The organism is Neolewinella persica DSM 23188, from assembly GCF_000373105.1.
Lineage (GTDB): Bacteria > Bacteroidota > Bacteroidia > Chitinophagales > Saprospiraceae > Neolewinella > Neolewinella persica.
The window spans coordinates 156,652-176,513 of record NZ_KB890458.1 but is presented as its reverse complement, the minus strand read 5'-3'; the positions used below and the strand labels follow the sequence as shown (position 1 = coordinate 176,513).

The 19,862-nt window shown below is 54.2% G+C and carries 12 protein-coding genes; 9 read left to right on the top strand and 3 right to left on the bottom strand.

The genetic code is table 11. From position 1 onward, the window contains the following. Positions 1-16: 16 nt before the first annotated feature. Together B036_RS0122590 and B036_RS0122585 are read right to left on the bottom strand one after the other, a co-directional pair. A complete protein-coding gene (locus B036_RS0122590) occupies positions 17-3,202 on the bottom strand; it encodes a DUF1553 domain-containing protein (RefSeq protein WP_026232256.1) in 3,186 nt (1,061 codons plus the stop codon). Between the two features lie 105 nt (positions 3,203-3,307). Next, entirely contained in the window at positions 3,308-4,321 is a 1,014-nt protein-coding gene (locus tag B036_RS0122585) for a zinc-binding alcohol dehydrogenase family protein (protein ID WP_020571022.1), read from the bottom strand. A gap of 415 nt (positions 4,322-4,736) precedes the next feature. Here B036_RS0122585 and B036_RS0122580 point away from each other — a divergent pair, with 415 nt between their 5' ends. From B036_RS0122580 to B036_RS0122550, 7 genes are all read left to right on the top strand, one after another. Beyond that, the gene (locus B036_RS0122580; RefSeq protein ID WP_026232255.1) at positions 4,737-5,858 is read left to right on the top strand and encodes an NHL repeat-containing protein; all 1,122 of its coding nucleotides are present in this window, start codon (positions 4,737-4,739) and stop codon (positions 5,856-5,858) included. A gap of 37 nt (positions 5,859-5,895) precedes the next feature. Then, positions 5,896-8,451 (top strand): glycoside hydrolase family 2 TIM barrel-domain containing protein, encoded by a 2,556-nt coding sequence (locus tag B036_RS0122575; protein WP_211217428.1) that lies wholly within the window; start codon positions 5,896-5,898, stop codon positions 8,449-8,451. 119 nt (positions 8,452-8,570) lie between these two features. Next, positions 8,571-9,587: a (R,R)-butanediol dehydrogenase gene (locus B036_RS0122570; protein WP_026232254.1), complete on the top strand. Its 1,017-nt coding sequence runs from the start codon at positions 8,571-8,573 to the stop codon at positions 9,585-9,587. 13 nt (positions 9,588-9,600) lie between these two features. Then, a complete protein-coding gene (locus tag B036_RS0122565; protein WP_020571018.1) occupies positions 9,601-11,046 on the top strand; it encodes an aldehyde dehydrogenase in 1,446 nt (481 codons plus the stop codon). Positions 11,047-11,240: 194 nt separating this feature from the next. Next, positions 11,241-12,371: a mandelate racemase/muconate lactonizing enzyme family protein gene (locus B036_RS0122560; RefSeq protein ID WP_044103538.1), complete on the top strand. Its 1,131-nt coding sequence runs from the start codon at positions 11,241-11,243 to the stop codon at positions 12,369-12,371. Positions 12,372-12,624: 253 nt separating this feature from the next. Continuing rightward, a complete protein-coding gene (locus B036_RS0122555; RefSeq protein ID WP_020571016.1) occupies positions 12,625-13,659 on the top strand; it encodes an aldose epimerase family protein in 1,035 nt (344 codons plus the stop codon). Between the two features lie 17 nt (positions 13,660-13,676). Continuing rightward, positions 13,677-14,693 carry an L-rhamnose/proton symporter RhaT gene (locus B036_RS0122550; protein ID WP_020571015.1) on the top strand — a complete coding sequence of 339 codons (1,017 nt, stop codon included), beginning with the start codon at positions 13,677-13,679 and terminating at the stop codon, positions 14,691-14,693. Here B036_RS0122550 and B036_RS0122545 read toward each other — a convergent pair. Next, the gene (locus B036_RS0122545; RefSeq protein WP_020571014.1) at positions 14,668-15,516 is read right to left on the bottom strand and encodes an amidohydrolase family protein; all 849 of its coding nucleotides are present in this window, start codon (positions 15,514-15,516) and stop codon (positions 14,668-14,670) included. The genes B036_RS0122550 and B036_RS0122545 overlap by 26 nt on opposite strands. Before the next feature lie 159 nt (positions 15,517-15,675). On the opposite strand from B036_RS0122545, the gene B036_RS0122540 reads away from it, so the two are divergent. Together B036_RS0122540 and B036_RS30605 are read left to right on the top strand one after the other, a co-directional pair. Further along, positions 15,676-16,923, top strand: coding sequence for a glycoside hydrolase family 117 protein (locus B036_RS0122540; protein ID WP_020571013.1), 1,248 nt, complete (start codon positions 15,676-15,678; stop codon positions 16,921-16,923). Between the two features lie 566 nt (positions 16,924-17,489). Beyond that, positions 17,490-19,694 carry a T9SS type A sorting domain-containing protein gene (locus B036_RS30605; RefSeq protein ID WP_083926291.1) on the top strand — a complete coding sequence of 735 codons (2,205 nt, stop codon included), beginning with the start codon at positions 17,490-17,492 and terminating at the stop codon, positions 19,692-19,694. Positions 19,695-19,862 lie beyond the last annotated feature (168 nt).

Below are 19,862 nucleotides of genomic sequence, written 5' to 3'. Positions count from 1 at the left end.
GCCATGTTGATTACCCTCATCGCTTAGTAATCACGGCATCGGAGTTGATGATGACACTGGCCAGGACCGCATCCGCCGCTACCTCGATCGGGTTAAGGTTCGGATCAGCCTTGGTAAAGCCAGCCGTCAACCACCCTTCGGCTTTGGCGGGGAACTCACTGAATGTCGCTAGCTCGTTCTTCCGAACCTGACTGAGAATATTCACTTCTTCCTCCACCGGAGGCCTTCCACTGAGATAAGTAAAGACTTCTGTAATTGCCGCACTTTTATCTGGTGACTTTGTAATCCGGGTGCCCAGAATACGCGCCGCCTCCACAAAGGCAGGATCGTTCATTAACACCAGTGCCTGTAGCGGCGTATTAGTTTCCTGCCGGCGCACGGTACATTCGTTTCGGTTCGGTACGTCAAACGTCCCCAACGTCGGGTGTGGCACCGTTCGCTTCCAGAATACATAAAGGCTGCGCCGGTAAAGGTCGTCGCCCACATCCTGCACGTAGGTGGCATTATTCATTTTCCAGAGTCCTTCCGGCTGGTAGGGCTTGACGCTTTTACCGCCGATCTTGTCGTTGAGCAGGCCACTTGCTGCCAGGGCGTTGTCGCGGATCATTTCGGCGGCCAGGCGGCCCGACGGGCCGCGCCCCAACCAAACATTGTCCACATCCGCCAAACGTTGCTGTTCACTCACCGGCTTCGAACTCATCCGATAAGCCTTACTCATTACGATGGTCTTGAGCAGTGCCTTCGTATCCCAGCCATTATTGATGTACTCCGTAGCCAGCCAATCCAGTAATTCTGGGTGCGTGGGTAATTCCCCCTGGTTTCCGAAGTCTTCCGCCGTTTTCACCAATCCACGGCCAAAGAATTGTAACCAGTATCGGTTAACTGCCACACGGGCCGTCAGCGGATGCTCCGGCTGGAACAACCACTGGGCAAGGCCAAGTCGGTTGGCGGGTGCCCCCTCGGGCATAGGCGCCAGCCAGTCGGGAGTCTGGGTAACCACCGGCTTGGTCGGTGCATCGTACTGCCCCCGATCGAGGATATGTGATTGCCGGGGCTTTTTCATCTCCCGAACGACCATGATTTCCTTTACGAACTCCATGCTGTCGATCAAGCGGGAACGCGTAGCCCGGAGGTCTTTGCGGGCAGCCTGGTAGGCTGGCAAAGACACCGTCAGGTAATGTTGCCGGAGCATATCTTTTTCGGAAGCCGTAAGTGTCGAGGGTTCCTTAGCCAAAAGTTCCTTTGCCGCATCCGGATTACCCGAGCGAAATACTTCCAGCGGACTCAATTCCCGACTATAAACCATAATATCGTCTACGCCGGTACCCCGTACACCTTTCCCACGCCAACGAGCGCCAATCTGGAGACCGGGCTCAATCACGTCCGCGTAGATCGGATCGGTCATGTCGTCAAAAATAATGTCTCTCGAAAGATCATCATTCAGCACCTCTGTGCTCACTTCCTTACCGTTCATGAACAACTTATAACCGGACGCTCTGCTGGAGCCATCGTAGGTCGTCGCCAGATGGATCCATTCATCACGCGGAACATCCATTTTAGCAAATTCAACGATGGAATTTCCCGGATTAACGTGGGCCATCAGCAGCTGCAGTCCAAAAGTATCGAGGTAGAGGTGATATCCCCGTTCGCCGTGCAGGCGGGTACCCTGACCTTTGTGGAAAAGGAAACCGGTTTTCAGGTCTTTTGGGATTTTGGTCCACATGGAAATCGTGAACGGTTCGTCTCTTCGGTAAACTCCTGTGGGATACAGATCCAGCCAGGCATCACCATCCAGCAAGAGCCCCCGGCTATCGTGCCCTTCGGTTAGTTCCGGAGATTCATTTTGTGAAAACTTGCGGTCCATCTTGCCTTTCTCTGAAGGTCGGATGGCGTTGACCATCCGGGTATCATTGAGCGGGAAGTGCGCCCTGAGTCCCGAAGCAGGAGCGATTCGCCGATAGCCCTCCGCTTCGACCCAGGCGCTGGCTTTATCCTTATTCTCTTCCGTTAACGTCGCAATGGCAGCCTCCTGTTCCTTTTCCAGGTTCTTCAGGTAAGTGATGATGCTGTCCTGGCGTTCGGTGGGCAGGTCCAGCCGCGGCGGCGGCGTAGCGCCGTCCCAGGGAATCAGCCCCGCCTCATCAACGTTGTTGAAGAAGCTGTAAAACTCGTAGTAATTCCGTTGGCTGATGGGGTCGAACTTATGATCGTGGCATTTAGCACAAGAGATGGTCAGGCCCAACAGACCGGTACCAAATACGTCTGCGCGGTCGGCAACGTAAGCACTCCGGAATTCCTCTTCGATAATGCCGCCCTCCAGGTTCTGTGGGTGGAGGCGGTTGAAGCCGGTCGCCAGTACTTGTTCGCGGGTGGCGTCAGGCAGCAGGTCTCCCGCAAGTTGCCAGGTGACAAACTCGTCGTAAGGCTGGTTTTCATTGAATTTTTCAATCACCCAGTCGCGCCAGGGGCTCATGTCCCGGTACCGGTCAACCGTGTAGCCATGGGTATCGGCAAATCGGGCAAGGTCCATCCATTGGGTGGCCATGCGTTCACCATACCGGGGGCTGGCCAGCAGGCGATCCACCTGTGTTTCGTAGGCTTTAGGGTCCTGGTCGTTTTCGAAGGCTGCAATTTCCTGCGGGGTTGGTGGCAGGCCGGTGAGGTCAAAACTAAGGCGACGCAGCAAGAGGTCGCGATCCGCTTCGGGAGCGAAGCCGAAACCCTTCTCTATTTGTTTAGTACGAATGAATTGATCGATCGGCTGAACGTTCCACTCGGCATCTTCTACTTGAGGTGGTGTTGGTCGCTTAGGGGGAAGGAAGGCCCAATGGTCTGCATACTTTGCCCCCTGTTTGATCCACTTAGCGATGACCGCCTTTTCGTGATCCGACAACGGAATTTTAGCCGACGTCTCTGGCATAACGAAGTCAGGATCTTCACTGAAGATACGGGCCAGAATGTCTTTCCCGACCACGTGCCCTGGCTCATCCAGGCGCAGGTCTGCGGCACGGTTGGCCGCATCGGGGCCATGACACAGGAAGCATTTGTCCGACAACACGGGCTTCACGTGGATATTGTAATCCAGCTTATCGGGCAAGGCCGCGTAGGCTACTTCTACGCCTTCGGGCATCCTTGGTCCACAAGCAGAAAATGCTACTAGCAGGAGTATGAAAACAGTGAAATATGCATAAGCTTGCTTCATCTATCAAATATATGGTCCCGGATGACACCCGGGCTATCACGGATGGTTCGGTGTATGGTTGGAATGTTCTTTTACGGTATTGGGCGGAGAGCCTCCAGGTGCGCATTACCACCTTACTACTGCCTTGATTACCCCCGTCTCTGGTTTAAGCCAGCCGTCGAAGTCGCCGATCATTTCAGCGTAAGGGACGGAGTGCGTTATAAATTTATCGGTCGGAAAACCGCCACCTTCCAGTGTCTCCTTTACCCAGTTAAAATCATCGAAGGTGGCGTTGCGGCTACACATCAACGTTGTTTCCTTAGCGTGGATTTTGGGGTGGGTAAAGGTCAGTTCCCCTTTGCTCAGTCCTACCAATACGTACCGACCACCGTGGCTCATGTAATCGACGCCGCTTTCCAGCGCACGCCTACTACCCGTAGCGTCAAAAACGGCGGTAGCGAGGTCGCCGTCCGTTATCTTCATAACCTGGTCCAACGGATCTTTTGACACGTTGACGGCGTAGTCAACGCCGATCTCGTCACGGACGAACGCCAGCCGCTGGTCGTTGGTGTCCATAGCAACGATGGTACATCCCACGATCTTCGCCAGGGCCATCATCCCGATGCCGATAGGGCCACAACCGACAATGACGATGGTTTCCCCCGCCTGTAAGTTGGCACGGCGCAGCGCGTGTGCGCCAATGGCCAGCGGTTCCACAATGGCAATCTCATCGTGCGAAAGTTTACCCGCCGGCATCAACACAGCTACGGGCAAGGTAATCACCTCCTGCATACCCCCATCGGTGTGTACCCCAAGGACACTGATATTGGTACAGCAATTCGTTTTGCCGTTCCGACAGGCGATACACTTTCCACAGCTGAGGTAAGGCATGATGATCACCTTGTCGCCCACCGCAAGTCCCTGGTCATTTGCCCCGATTTCCAGGATCTCGGCCGATAGTTCATGGCCCAGAATGCGGGGGTAGCTAAAGAAGGCCTGGTTACCGGCATAAGCGTGCAGATCGGTTCCGCATATGCCTACCCGGTGAATTTTGAGCAAGGCTTCGCCGGCAGCAGCGGCAGGTTGTACTTTTTGCCGAAGTTGAAAATCTCCGGGTTCCTGACAGACTATGTAATTCATTCGAGAAATAGTTAGGTGGCGAAAACAAATTCCGCCTCCTCAATAAACGGCCTATCCTTTGATAACCGGCGCACGAAATTAGATTTTGGAAGATAGTGGTAGAGCTTTAGTGGTTTGTGGTAGATGTGTGTGTGTTGTGGAGAGCAACAGCCGCCTCGCAGGTAGAGAGAACTGGAGCTTCATCCATAATGATTGGTGGAGGTCTAGATTGGCCGGGTAAAAGCGTACAAATAGGTGTCCTGCTTCAATAGCCCCCCCTTCTGCTTTAATACCCCCTCTCCGGCACCTGCGGCCCCGCCCAAAAAAATGAATTCACCTCTCCATTAAATCATACGTGGCAACATAAAGTCGATAGATTTCAGCACATCCCCTCCTGATGCCGTTACCTTGAGCATCCTATCAATAACATATGTCTATGCCTGGAAGAAGAGACTTTTTACGTACTGGAGTACTCGCCACGGCCTCTGTGGCGAGTATGCCTCTCTTTGCCATTACCGGCAAAGCATCGCCAACGGATCAGGAAATTATCGGCCACGGCGATTTTCGCTACAAAGTGGACAAAGAATGGACCAACGTAAATCCGTTCAGCACCTTCATCGACAACTGTCATGAGATGGTACAAGACAGTAAAGGCCGCTTGATCATGATCGGGGACGACCCCCGAAACAACGTGCTGGTCTTCGACAAGTCCGGCAAAATTCTGGATAGCTGGGGCACCTACTGGCCCGGTGGCCATGGCCTTACCCTCGTGGATGAAGGCGGGGAAGACATGCTCTACATCAGCGAAAGCGGTTGGATGCGAAGCAAGAGCGACGGCGCAACGATGATCCGGCAAAACGGCTACGTCGCCAAAACCACCATCGACGGCAAAATGATTTTCACCATCAGCCACCCGATGACCGTGGGGGCGTATACCCCCGATATGAAGTTCCAGCCCACCGAGACCGCAGTTGCTCCAAACGGAGACATTTACGTGGCCGACGGTTACGGATCAGATTACGTTCTTCAATACGACCAGAACGGAAAATTCATTCGAAAATTCGGCGGGCGCAACAACGCCGATAAAAACTACGACCTCTACAGTGCCCACGGCATTGCCTTCGATCATCGGGACGCGGCCAACCCGCGCCTGATCGTCACCAGCCGTTCCAGTAAATCTTTTAAATATTTCACGCTGGACGGCAAATGGATTAAGACCGTAGAGCTGGCTAATCTGCAGGTCTGCCGGGCCGTCATCCATGGAAACAACGTCTACGCCGGTGTCTGCTGGAGCCACGACTTTGGCAAGGTTGACGCGCCTAAACCTTGGTTGGTCCAGACCGGATTCACCATGGTCATGGATAAAAACGACCGGGTGATTTCCTGCCCGGGTGGTGAAGTCCCGGTCTATCAGGACGGTGTGCTGCAACCCGTCAACCAGGATAAAGCGAAGACCTTCTACCACGGCCACGACGTGTGTATCGACGAAGACGAGAGCATGTACGTTTGCCAGTGGAACGGAGAAAGAACGCCACCGGTAAAGCTAACCAGGGTGTAAACACCACCGTCTTTAACCACCACCAGAACACATTGACTTGAGCGCTAGATTTTACCTCGTTTTCGTATTATTCCTGTCCATGTTTTCCTGTAATCAGGAAGGTGGCAACAGCGATGCAACAGACTTTAATACCGGTTGGGAATTTGCGCTGAAGGGCGAAGATTGGGAGCCGGTTCATATTCCCCACGACTGGAGCGTGTCCTTCCCATTTGACTCGATCAAGGGCGAGGGCGCCACTGGCTACCTGTTGGGCGGTATCGGCAACTACCGTAAATCCTTTGCGTCTTCGGCTGACCCCGTTGCTTACCTCTATTTCGACGGGGTATATAACAACGCCACCGTAACCCTGAACGGAACCCAACTCGGCTCCCATCCCTTCGGTTACGCGCCGTTTTACTACAACATATCCGAAGTAATGAAGCCTGCAGGTGAAGAAAATGAACTGCTGGTGGAGGTGGACCACAGCCGTTACGCCGACAGCCGTTGGTATTCGGGCTCGGGCATTTACCGGGAGGTAAAGCTTTTCAGCGAGCCGGCGGTACACATCCCCGTTTGGGGTACTTCGATCACTACGCCTGATGTATCTGCTGCTTCGGCAGACGTCCGGGTGGAAGTTTCAGTGATGAATAAAGGGGCGGGGCCGCAGGATGCAACGTTGGTCACGGACCTTGTCGCTCCGAATGGAAAAACGGTTGCCACGCAAACTACGTCCATTCAACTGGACGCCGGGCAGGAGCAAGACAAGGTGCAGAACATGACGGTATCCGGACCTGCGCTTTGGGATATTGACGACCCGCAATTGTACACGGCCGTATCCCGCATTGACGTAGACGGTAAACCAGGTAGAGAATACCGGACCAGCTTTGGTATCCGCAGCTTCCGTTTCGACGCAGCTACGGGGTTCTTCCTCAACGGGGTTAACCGCAAGATTAAAGGCGTTTGCCTCCACCACGACGGTGGGCTGGTGGGCGCGGCTGTTCCTAAAGCCGTCTGGCGACGTCGCCTGCAAACGCTTAAAGACGGCGGCTGCAACGCCATCCGTAGTTCACACAACCCGGCCTCCGAAGAATTCCTGAGCTTGTGCGACGAAATGGGGTTTCTGGTCCAGGACGAGTTCTACGACGAGTGGGACTACCCCAAAGACAAGCGTAAAAACATGGGGGAGTCTACTTCCACGGATTACATCACCCGTGGTCACCACGAGCACTTCCAGAAATGGGCTAAAGAAGATTTACAGAATACCATCCTGGCTCACCGCAACCACCCCTCAATCATACAGTGGAGCATCGGTAACGAGATTGAGTGGACGTACCCCCGGCAAAAGGAAACCACCGGCTTCTTCGGCGCCGACGCCAACGGCAATTACTTCTGGAACCCTCCCCCCTACTCCACCGAAAAAATCCGGGAGCTCCAGGAATCCATCCCCCGTACCGATTACCAAATTGGGGAGACTGCTCAGAAGCTGGCGGATTGGACGCGGGAAATAGACAGCACCCGCCCCGTCATCGCTAACTGCATCCTCCCTTCGGCCAGTTACGAATCCGGCTACGCGGATGCCCTCGACATCATCGGCTTCAGCTACCGCCGGGTGATGTATGATTACGCTAAGGAAAACTACCCGGACTTGCCGGTAATGGGTACTGAGAACCTGGGACAGTACCACGAATGGAAAGCCGTCATGGATCGCCCCTGGGTTTCGGGCACCTTTCTGTGGACCGGCCTCGACTACCTGGGTGAAAGCAACGGTCAGTGGCCAAAAAAACAGACCACTTCGGGCCTGCTCGACCTGGCGGGCTTCCCCAAGCCAAGCTACTATATGCTCAAATCGTTGTGGACAGAAGAACCGATGATTCACCTGACCAGCCAGCGGGAGGAGGAATCGATCTTTAAGACTACTCCCAACGGCAAGGTGGCCGAGCGCAAACCAGGAGGATGGGAACATGCCCTCTGGAGTTGGCACGACGTGAATTCCCATTGGAATTATACTGACGGCGAAACCATCATCGTCGAAGCCCTCAGCAACTGCCCCGAGGCGGAGCTTTTCCTCGACGGTAAAAGCCTGGGCCGGCAACGGCTGGCAGACAACCCGGACCATATCTATAAATGGGCGGTGCCCTTTGCCGCAGGAGCCCTGACGGTGAAAGGCTACGCCAGCCAGCAGACCGTCGAAAACAGCCTGCAAACCAGTGGTCCTCCGGCGTCCATCCACCTCTCCACTGAAGGCAGCCAGGAAGGGAATATTGAGCACCTCATCGTGGAATTACTGGATGAGGACGGCAATCCGGTCAGGCATACAGATCGGGAACTAACGTTTACTGTAACCGGCGCAGAACTACTTGGCGTGGACAACGGTGCGGCGACTAACACCTACGCCTTCCAGGGAGGCAAAGTGAAGACCAGTTCAGGAAAGGCACTGGCCATCCTGCGCCTTGGAGAGACAGGTAATGAAATTACCGTCAGTGCCAAGGAGCTGCCTAGCGTAAAAATATCGTTGCCCTTTGTCAATAAGCAGCAATTCTCTGAGTGGAAGCATTCGGGTGACCGCGAGGGGGGCGTACGAGAATATTCGGGCGACCGCAAGAGTGGCCCTTAAAATGATCGTGGGTTAACATCGTCGAGGCTCCGCCTCGACCGCCTGAGATGCCCAATTATGTAGGAGCGCCCTCGCGGTCGGCCAAACAAGAACCAATTTAAAAACATAAAATAATGACCATAAAAGCAACCCAATACACCGGCAACAAAAAGTTCGCCGTTGTTGATGTCCCCAGGGAAGAACCTGGAGAAGGGGAAGTCCGCATCAAAGTCGCGTATTGCGGCGTCTGCGGAACCGACGTCCATATCTACCACGGCATGATGGATCAGCGGGTAAAGATGCCGCTGACGATTGGCCACGAAATGTCTGGCACCATCGATGCCATCGGCACAGGAGTTAGTGGATATGTTGTAGGCGATCGCGTCGTTGTACGCCCGCTGGACGACCGGGCGGAGAAGCCCTCCGACAAAGGCTTCAGTCACATTGCGGCCGGACTAAAGTTTATCGGAATAGACAGCCCGGGGGCCATGCAGCAGTACTGGAATGTACCCGCATTTACCCTACACAAACTGCCTTCCGATACGGACATGCGCTTAGCTGCACTGATCGAACCACTGGCCGTTGCCTGTCACGACGTCCGCTTGTCGGGTCTCATTCCAGGGGAAAGTGTAGTGGTCTTAGGCGGCGGTCCGATCGGTATGCTAGTTGCGCTGGTGGCGCGTGAGGCCGGAGGAGAGGTGATCATTTCTGAGATGAACCCAGTTCGGATCGAGTTGGCGAGATCCCTTGGCTTCAAAGTTGTTAGTCCTGCCGACACCGATTTAGTAGAATACGTATCCGGGGAAACCGATGGTGGCCTGGCTGACGTGGTTTTTGAAGTCGCCGGAGTACAGCCTACCGTTGACATCATGACCGAAGTAGCCGGCATTCGCGGGCGCATCGTCATGGTAGCCATTCATGGTCAGCCACGGCCGGTGAACCTGTTCAAATTCTTCTGGAAAGAACTCAAGCTGATTGGTGCCCGGGTGTACGAGCCGGAAGACTACGAAAAGGCGATCGCGCTGGTGTCAGGCGGGGAATTGCCTTTGGACCAGTTGGTCACTTCCGTAGCACCGCTTACCGACGTACAATCCGTATTTGAAAACATTGACCGCAACCCGGACGGCATGAAAGTGCTGTTAGATTGTCAGGCATAAGCCCATAAATACTATGCAAAAGACCTACGATTTTAAATTGTACCGCAACGGCACCTGGATAGAATCCCTAACCGGCGAAACGGATACCATTTACAGCCCGACGGATGGTTCGGTGGTTGGCACCGTCCCCATCGCCGGCGCAGTCGACGTGCAAGCGATGCTGGAGACGGCGACCGCCGCACAGAAGGCCTGGGGTAAACTCCCCGCCATCCAGCGAGCGAAGGTGCTGCACGCCTTCTGCGCCGAAATTCGTGCTAACGCCGAGGAACTGGCGCAGTTGATTACCCGGGAACAGGGCAAACTATTGAAAGTAGCCCGCTTCGAAGTGGAGGTTACCTGTTCTTTTATAGAATATGCCGCATCCCACGCCCGGCACCTGGAGGGCGACATCATCCCCAGTGACAACCCGGACGAGCAACTGCTCATTCATCGGGTGCCACGCGGTGTGGTGGTCGCGATCACGGCCTGGAATTTCCCACTGGCTTTAGCGGGGCGGAAGATCGGTCCGGCGCTGGTAACGGGGAACGCCGTGGTCGTTAAACCGACCCCTGCTTCTCCCCTCTCCACGCTTGCACTCTGCGATCTCGCCAAAAAAGCTGGTGTACCCGACGGTATCCTCAATATGGTCACCGGTGATGTGGAAGTAGGCAAAACCCTCGTGGAAAGCCCCCTCACCAAGATGGTCACCATGACGGGCAGCACCCCGACCGGACAGGCCATTGCCCGGTCGGCCGCCAATAACCTGACCCACGTACAGCTGGAGCTCGGGGGGAAAGCTCCCTGCATCGTTTTTGCCGACGCCGACCTCGACCAAGCCGTGGCTGGTGCGCTGCACAGCCGTTTCGACAACTTTGGTCAAGTCTGTACCTGCAACGAGCGCATGTACGTGGAAGCGTCCGTTTACGATGCGTTCATGGCCAAATTTCTGGCAGAAGTGGACAAGCTAAAGCTCGGTGACCCCATCGAGGAAGACACTGACCTCGGCCCGCTGACCGAGGCACGCAGCGTCACGAACCTGGAAAACCTGGTGGCCAAAACCGTCGAGCAAGGTGGACGGATCACCCGGGGAGGAGCCCGGCCTAAAGGCGACGCTTTTGCCAAAGGCCACTTCTTCGAAGCCACCATCATCGAAGACGTTACGCAGGAGATGGACATTGTCCACAAAGAGCTGTTCGGCCCGGTCCTTCCAGTCATCAAATTTGAAGGGTTTGATCAGGCGATAGCTTACGCAAACGACTGTGAATTTGGTCTGGCGGCGATGGTCTTCACCAAGGACCTGAGCAAGATCATGCGCCTGCACCAGGTGTTGGAATTCGGTGAGATCTACATCAACCGGGGCCACGGAGAATTGCACCAGGGTTTCCACAATGGGCTTAAGCTGAGTGGCACTGGTGGCGAAGATGGGCGCTATGGATTGGACCAATACATGGAGAAGAAAACTACTTACCTGAAGTACTGAAGAGCTTTCGCTCGTCGGCCGAGGCGGACGCAGCCCTGACTCGTCCGCCGAGCGAAAGCGGCCACATGGAAGACTCCAATAAGCGATGCGTCAAGTTTAACCCCGGCCTTATCGGGGGAATGGAAGAATCAAATAACTCCTTCGGCGGACGAGTCAGGGCTAACGCCCGCCTCGGCCGACGAGTTAGATAAAGAATAATGACCAAAATTAAATCGATCCAAACCCGGCTGTTCAAGGTCCCGTTGGCGGAAGTTCTTTCGGATGCCAAACACGGGGACCACTTCCACTTCGAGTTGGTAACGGTGACCGTTACGCTCGAGGACGGCAGTGAAGGAACGGGGTATACCTACACCGGCGGCAAGGGCGGACAGGCCATCAGGGCGATGGTAAAATATGATTTCACGCCGGCCCTAATTGGTCAGGATGGAACAGACATTGCCAGGCTCTACGACTTTATGGAGTGGCACATCCACTACGTTGGTCGTGGGGGTATCGCTTCTTTTGCCATTAGCGCAATCGATATTGCGCTGTGGGACATCCGCTGCAAGCGTGCCGGTAAACCGCTGGTTGAAGTGGCGGGCGGTGCCGACCGTACTTGCAAAGCCTACTGTGGCGGCATCGATCTGATGTTTCCGCTGGAGAAACTGCTGAACAATATCCGGAGTTACCTGGCCCGGGGTTACACTGCGGTAAAGATCAAAGTTGGCCGGCCGGAACTGGCGGAAGATGTGGCCCGGGTGAAAGCCGTCCGGGAGTTGATCGGTCCGGACATCACCTTCATGGTTGACGCAAACTACAGCCAGACCGTCGAGCAGGCAATTACCATGTCAAAGGCCTTCGAGCCCTACGATATTTACTGGTTTGAGGAGCCTACCCTACCGGACGATTACCGGGGCTTCGGAAAGATTGCCCGAGCGACCAACATCCCGCTGGCGATGGGTGAGAACCTGCATACGATCTACGAATTCGGCTATGCTTTCGAGCAGGCGGAGCTTTCCTTCATCCAACCGGATGCTTCCAACTGCGGCGGCATTAGTGGTTGGCTGGCGGCAGCGGCGCTGGCGAAGGAACATAATATACCGGTCTGCGCTCACGGGATGCAGGAGTTGCACGTGAGTCTTATCTCCAGTCAGCCGCACGGCGGCTGGTTGGAAGTACACAGTTTCCCGATCGATGAGTACACGAAAAGGCCCCTTGTGGTCGAAAATGCCCGAGCCGTTGCGCCGGAGACTCCGGGGACGGGGGTGGAATTTGACTGGGGGAAGCTGGGGGAGTTTGAGGTGGAACAGGAATTGAAATGTACAGAGTTTGCACAACGGAAATAGGATGATTAGAATTTCAGTGTTCGCAGGAAGACCGCTCGTCCGCCGAGACGGCCTGAAGGGCCTGGCTCGTCGGCCGAGAGGTCGTCAATATCCCGGAATCTCTCGGCCGACGAGTCAGCTCCTTCGTCGCGCCTCGGCGGACGAGCGATTCCTTTTGCACACCTCAAACTCTAACCGCCTCACATAGGATACATTTTAAATCTATTCAGCAAAAAGTCCTCCATTTCTAAATTATTAAGAACTAAACAAGATCATGCCAGTATCAAAACAAGCCTTCGGCACTTTCAAAGGACAAGACATTGATCTTTTTATCTTGGAAAACGCCAACGGGATGCAAGTGAAGATCACGCCGTACGGTGCGGCCGTAACTTCCATAAGTGTTCCGGACGGAGATGGGCGGGCAGAGTTAGCCGCGGGCTTTGACGACCTCGACGGCTATTTTAGCGAAGCTTACCTAAAAAATGCGCCCTACTTCGGTTGTACCGTTGGCCGTTATGCCTCCCGGATCAAGGACGGAAAATTCAGCCTCAATGGCAAAGACTACCAGGTCGACGTCAACGACGGTTCGAACCACCTACACGGCGGCATCGGTGCTTTCGACAAGCGTGTTTGGCAGGTAGAGAAAGCGGAAGGACAATCTGTGAAGCTGAGCTTACACAGTCCGGATGGAGATGGCGGTTATCCCGGCAACCTTGACGTCAGTATCACCTATACCCTGACCGATGAGAACGAGTTGGTGATGGATTATCACGGGGTGACTGATCAGGCTACGCCGCTGTCCATGACGAACCATACATACTTCAACCTATCTGGTTTTATCGAGACCATACATAACCACGAGGCGCAGGTTCATGCCGCTGCTTTCTTACAAACCGACGAGACCAATGTCCCGGTAGGTGATCAAACAGCCGTAAGAGGTCATTTTACTAATCTGCAGCAGGTAACCCGACTCGGTGACCGACTGGATCAGACAGACACCGGATTCGAGACCTACTATCGCTTCGACGGTAGCACCGATGCGCCCAGAGAGGTTGCCCACTTCGCCCATCCTGCATCCGGCAGAAGATTAAGGGTACTTACCACAGAGCCCGGTGCCCTGTTCTACACCGGCTTTTTCACTTCCGATGACCTGTACCGGAGCAACGGCGACCAATACGGGCGGTATCGGGCCTTCTGCTTCGAAGCCAGCCGTTACCCTAACGGACCTAATCTGGAAGGAGTGAAGGACGCTGTCCTTCATCCCGGAGATCAGTACCAAAGTCGGACCATTTATCACATAAACTTCTAACCACACACTCAACGATCATGACATTAGGAATAATTACGGCCATTGCGGCCGGTATCATGCTGGGGCTCTATGCCCTGCCGGAGAAATACACCAAGGATTTTGAATTTGAAAATACCTGGGGATTGATGTTTTTCATCAATATGCTCATTGTACCGGTTATTGCGGGCCTGGCGCTGGTCAATGGTTTTGGGGACATCCTCGGATCGCTGCCGACGGAAGTCCTGCTTAAGATGGGTCTCGCGGCCCTCGCCTGGGGAATTGGAGTAATGCTGTGGGGCAAAGCCATCAATTACATTGGCTTGTCGCTTGGGTTTTCCATCTTTATTGGCACCGTCATTCTGGTCGGCTCCCTCCTACCCTTTATCGAAGACGGACTACCGCCCACCAACGTGTTTCTGACCATCCTGGCCGGGATCGTGATCGTGCTGATCGGCGTCATCGCCAACGGCCGGGCAGGAATGACCAGGCAGAAAGACGAACAGGAAAAACTGGCCACTACCCAGCCTTCGTCAGCGATGAGTACCGGTATCCTAATCGCCATCGGAGGTGGATTATTGGCCACTGGCTTCAGCTATGCTAATGCAGCGGGTCGCCCAGCAATTCATGAAGCCTCTCAGGCCATGGGCAATCCCGAGTGGGTCACGGCAGTAGTGGTGATGTTCGTCATTTACGTAGCCGGTGCGCTGTTCGTAATGCCGTATTTCCTCTACCAGCTAACTAAGAAGGACCTCTGGGGGAAATTCAAAACGCCAGCCTTTAGCAAGAACCTGTTAATGACGGTATTAATGGCGGTTCTGAACTTCGCGGCCTCCGTCACCTTTGCTTACGCTGCCTACCAGCTTGGCAAGGCGGGCAACACCGTTGGCTATGCCATCTTTAATACTGTCTGTGTAGCCGTCGCCATTGTCACCGGTCTGGTGACGGGAGAATGGATAAAAGCTTCCTCCAAGGCGAAGAACTTCCTTTACATCGGGCTAGCGGCCATGGTGCTGGGGGTGATTGTGATTGCTATGGGAAATGGGTTAGCGGGGTAACCCCATAAAACCGAGCACAGTTGCCGCCAAAAACGGCAGCTTGTTGTTCGTCCGAAAAACCGGTCATTAAGTCTTTCACCAGGCCGATGACCTGGCCGTATTCAGCGGCAACGAGGCAAACCGGCCAGTCGGAACCAAACATACAGCGGTCGGGACCAAAAGCCTCCAGGGCATGTCGGAGGTAAGGTAAAAGTGCCTCCGCGGTCCAATCCTGGTAATCAGCCTCGGTGACCAGTCCGGAGAGTTTACAATAGACGTTTGGGAAAGCGGCAATGGCCGAAATTCCCGCCGCCCAGCCGGTAAAATAGCTGTCTTTAGCGTAAGGCTTAGCCAGGTGGTCAATGACAAATTTGACCTCAGGGAACTGCTTTACGAGTTCCAGGCTACTGACCAATTGGTGCGGGAAGATCAGGATGTCGTAGGTATAGCCAAGCTTGCCGATGGTATCGATGCCCCGCAGAAAATCGGGCTGTAGCAGGAAGTAAGGATCTGGTTCACCCTGGACGACGTGCCGAAAGCCTTTCAATAATGGCTGACCTGCGTATTTCCCCAGCTGAGCGGGCAGGTCATCTGCCCGCAGGTCGATCCAGCCGACGACACCTTTGACGAAGTTGTTGTTGGCGGCAATGTCCAGCAGGAAGTCAGTTTCGGCGGTGGTTTGGTCGGCCTGGACGGCGATGCAACCATCAACGCCGTGGGCCTGAAGTACCGGGCTTAAATCGTCGGGACTGAAATTGCGGCGAATGGCGGCCATTTCGTTGTCAATCCAATCGTGTTTGGGTAGTTCGTAATTCCAGAAGTGTTGGTGGCTGTCCAGCGTCATGACTATTCTTTAAGATGGTCCGAAGTTAAACCCTGCTCCTTAAAAAACCTCCCCCGCACCGGCGGCCCCGCCTGAAAAAACCAAGCGTACTACGGTTATAAACACGGGAATCAATAACAACAAACTCTAATCAGCTTAGCAGCTACAATTGAAAAACATATGCTTAACCGATTTCTTACTCTGGGTGCCCTATGCCTCATCGCGCTGAGTTGCACCCCAACCGACTCTGGTACTACCGGAGCGCAAAACGACAATGCCACAGAAATGAAGCCGGACTACTCCAATATTGATGAGGAAACCCTCGATTACCTTGGCATTACGGACCCTGAACACCTAAGTGCCGCCTCCAAAAGAGCCTTGGCCTGGCCTGAAGGCAGTCGCAGTAATAAATGGTTCATTGAGTATCAGACATTTGACCTCAAGGGGGACTTCGCTTATGAAGAAGGAGTAGTACGGCGAGACCCTTCTGCCGTTATCAAAGTCGGCGATACTTACTACACCTGGTACAGCCGCAGTACCGGCCCCAGCCAGGGTTTTGGTGGCGACATTGAAAAAGACAAAGTGTTCCCCTGGGACCGTTGTGACATCTGGTACGCAACCAGCAAAGATGGCTGGACCTGGAAAGAAGAGGGCCTGGCGGTAGCGCGGGGAGAAAAGGGGGCTTTTGACGACCGCTCGGTCTTCACCGTCGAGTGTTTACCACACGACGGCAAGTATTACCTGACCTACCAAACAGTTGGCGGCCCGTACGAAGTTCGGGTCAAGAACCAGGTTGGCATGGCCTGGTCGGAGAGTCCGAATGGCCCATGGACGAAGCTCGACGAGCCGATCCTCAGCCCAGCAGATAACGGCGTTTGGAAGGGGACTGCACAAGACCGCTTTGCGGTGGAAAAGAAGGGAGATTTCGACAGCCATAAGGTACACGACCCTTGCCTGATGGCCTTTAAGGGCAAATTCTACCTCTACTATAAAGGCGAACAAATGGGGGAAGAAATCACTTTCGGCGGCCGGCAGATTCGCCACGGCGTGGCGATTGCCGACAACCCACTCGGCCCCTACGTTAAGTCTAAGTACAACCCCATCAGCAACAGCGGACACGAGATTTGTGTGTGGCACCACGACAGTGGAATTGCGGCTTTGGTCACCACCGACGGTCCGGAAAAAAACACCATCCAATGGGCACCGGACGGTATTAACTTCGAGATAAAGAGCTACATCCCCGGTGCACCACACGCCATTGGTTTGGTGCGCGAGAACGACGATACGGACGATCCGTTGAAGATCATGGAATGGGGCTTAACGCACCAGTACAGAACCGGTGATTACCAGTTGATTCGGCGGTTCGAAGGCGCCCGAAAAGAGCGGCACCGGGCTAAGGGGGTTAAGGCAAAAGCTAAGGAGGAATAATCGTGCCTTAGACCTAGTACAGTGTAAACTAAGTTTTTAGCAATTTACCCGGCCTGAATTTCTCGTAGCGAATACACCATAGGTACCCTGGACGAAGTCCGGGGTAACGGGCTAGGGACTAAGCTTACGACGCGCAGCGTCGTCAAACCTTAACGGTCCCCTTCGTTACCTGGGACTGCGTCGTTCCTCCTTGTCCCAGGCAACTCAGGTGCGGTCGCTACGCGACAAGTAAAAAGCAGCGAAAACTTACGTTACACTGTACTAAGTAGCCGGTTCGCAAGGCGTTGATCTGGAAATCAATCCGGCTGACTTCATCACTTCTGCCCCGGCTTTGATGGCGGACTATCGGGACGGGCACAAAAAGAATGTCCTCATGGTTGAGAGTGCTACCTGGAAGGGCGAGGAAAGGCAGGAATTTCACCTCCGGGCGGGTGGAGGGAGGTTGATGGTTTTCACACCATCACCTAATTAACCTAAAATCTTAGAGAGAAAACCATTTGTCCCATTTTGCGAAGGCTGCATTGACAACCTTGTGAGCTATTAATAAGCCGGCAAAAACTAAGTCCATGCGTTTCTCATCCCTGCTCTTTGTACTACTCCTTTGCACCTGCGGCAGCGCCCAAATGGTCGCCCAAAATGCAGTAAAAATCGATATTAATCTAGACCTGCGGCACTCCGTAAACGGAGCCGACAGCTTTGCCCGGGAACGATTCATCGTGATGCACGAGAACTTATACAGCAACGATTGGGACAGTGATGAACAACGCGCCTCCTTCCTGAATGATTACGACGTGTACCTCGGCAGGGACAACGGCTCTTTGGTCTGGCAATACAACCAATCTTTTGAGGACCCGGCCAGGCCAGGTTTCCCCTTGCTTTCCAATTTGGCGGCAAAAGGCCTTGCGGACAGAAATCGTTACGCTAACTCAAGCGCGGCTCGAGCCCTGGAAGACCGTACCCGGTCGATGATGATCGGTGGGCAAATGTCCATCTTCCCCACCTCCGGGCCAACCAATCCAAATCCCTGTTGTGGTCCCGCCGCCGGCTGGACCTACGCCAACGGATCTGCACTTGGTGAGTACATGGCTACCGCCGTCAAAGAATTCTATGGTGAAGGAGGAGATAGCGGACAGCTAAGGCCGACCATGGTGGAAGTGGTGAACGAACCGTTTTATCAAGCGGGAGACTGGGGCACCACGCCCCTGGAAATTGCCCGCTGGCACAACGACGTTGCCGAGCAGTTTGAACAGATTGTTCCAGAAGTATTGGTTGGTGGCTATACCGCTGCTTTTCCGGAGTTAGAGCGCAACGGTTTCGATCAGTGGCAGGACAACTGGAAGATGTTCATCGATGAAGCCGGTGAGAACATGGATTTTTACAGCGTCCATTTATACGACTACGGCGTACCCTCCAACCCGGAACAGGTGGTACGGCGCAGCGGCTCCAATATCGAGGCCGTGCTCGATATGATTGAGCAGTACAGCGTGATGACCTCCGGAGCCATCAAACCCTGGAACATCTCCGAGTACGGTTACTGGAGCCCGGGCATTAACGGTACACCTTATACCAAGGAACGGGACTGGCACAACCTGCGGTCTTTCAGTACTATGATGATGCAGATGATGGAAAGGCCGGACGTGATGTTGAAAACTGTCCCTTTTGTGCTCAATAAAGCAACGTGGTGGACGCATCCCAGCGGCAATAAATATCCTTACCGCCTCATGCGCCAACAAAGCGAACTGGCCGGAGAAACTGGTAGCCGGTGGGTATATACCGAGTTGTTGCAATTTTTCGAGCTGTGGAAAGATGTTCGGGGAAAAAGGATCGATACCTGGTCTCCTGACCCTGACCTTCAAATAGACGCTTACGTGAATGGCAAAAAAGCCTACGTTATCCTGAACAGCCTGGAGTTCTCTGATCAGGAGATTGACCTGAATGTACTGAACCCACAGAATGCTGCGATAACGGACATCAAGATCAAACACCTTTACCGGCGCCCGGATCGGGTACCGGTACTCGAAGAAACCACCCCGACTACCTTGTCTTCCTTCACCCTTGGGCAGGAGGCCACGGCCGTCATTGAATACAACTTCGCCGAAGATTTACTCCTCGACCAAAGCAATGAAGAAATGAAGGTCTACGCTACCGATATGCTGCGTCCGATTTCTGCCAACCAACCGATTACCTTCCAGGTAGAAGGTCTGGAGACTGGCAGTACTTACGGTGAGGCCACCCTACGACTTGGTATTGGCCGGGACCGGCCACAAAATCGTCGCCCTACTCTACGCATCAATGGGACTTCAGTGACGGTACCATCAGATTATCGGGGCTACGACCAAAACAACCGGGACCGGTTTTTTGGCGTGTTGGAAATACCTGTTCCCTATGCGCTGCTCCGGGAGAATAACGAGGTGGTAGTGACCTTCCCGGACGCCGGCGGCCACGTCAGTTCCGTGGCCCTGCAGACCTTTGCCTTCAGCCGAGAGGTTATTCGTGGTTCAAACGTTGTTGGCACGGAGCAGCCCAGACTGTCGGAGGAGCAGGTGCAGGTTTACCCTAACCCGGTAACGGATCGTCTGAACGTTCAGCTTGCCGCCGGGCTGGGTAGTGCCACCATCACGGTTAGGGACCTGCAGGGACGAGTACTGATGACAAAAACAGGTCTCCGCGATCAGGCTTCCATCGCTATGAGTAGTTTGCCGGCAGGTATTTACCTTATACGGGTTACCGTTGTTGAAGGCGTGGTGGATAGGAAGGTGGTGGTGCGGTAGCAAGACCCCGCAATGCCCAACAAATATCTACTTCTATTTTGATGAAACTAAATTAATTCCCACATTGGCAACCCCAAAGAGCAGGCTGGATTTCACCATCAGCTTCCTTTTAATTTGACTGTTCCAGGTATTCCAGGCCTTAGAATGTGCCTACATTCAGCACGTAGG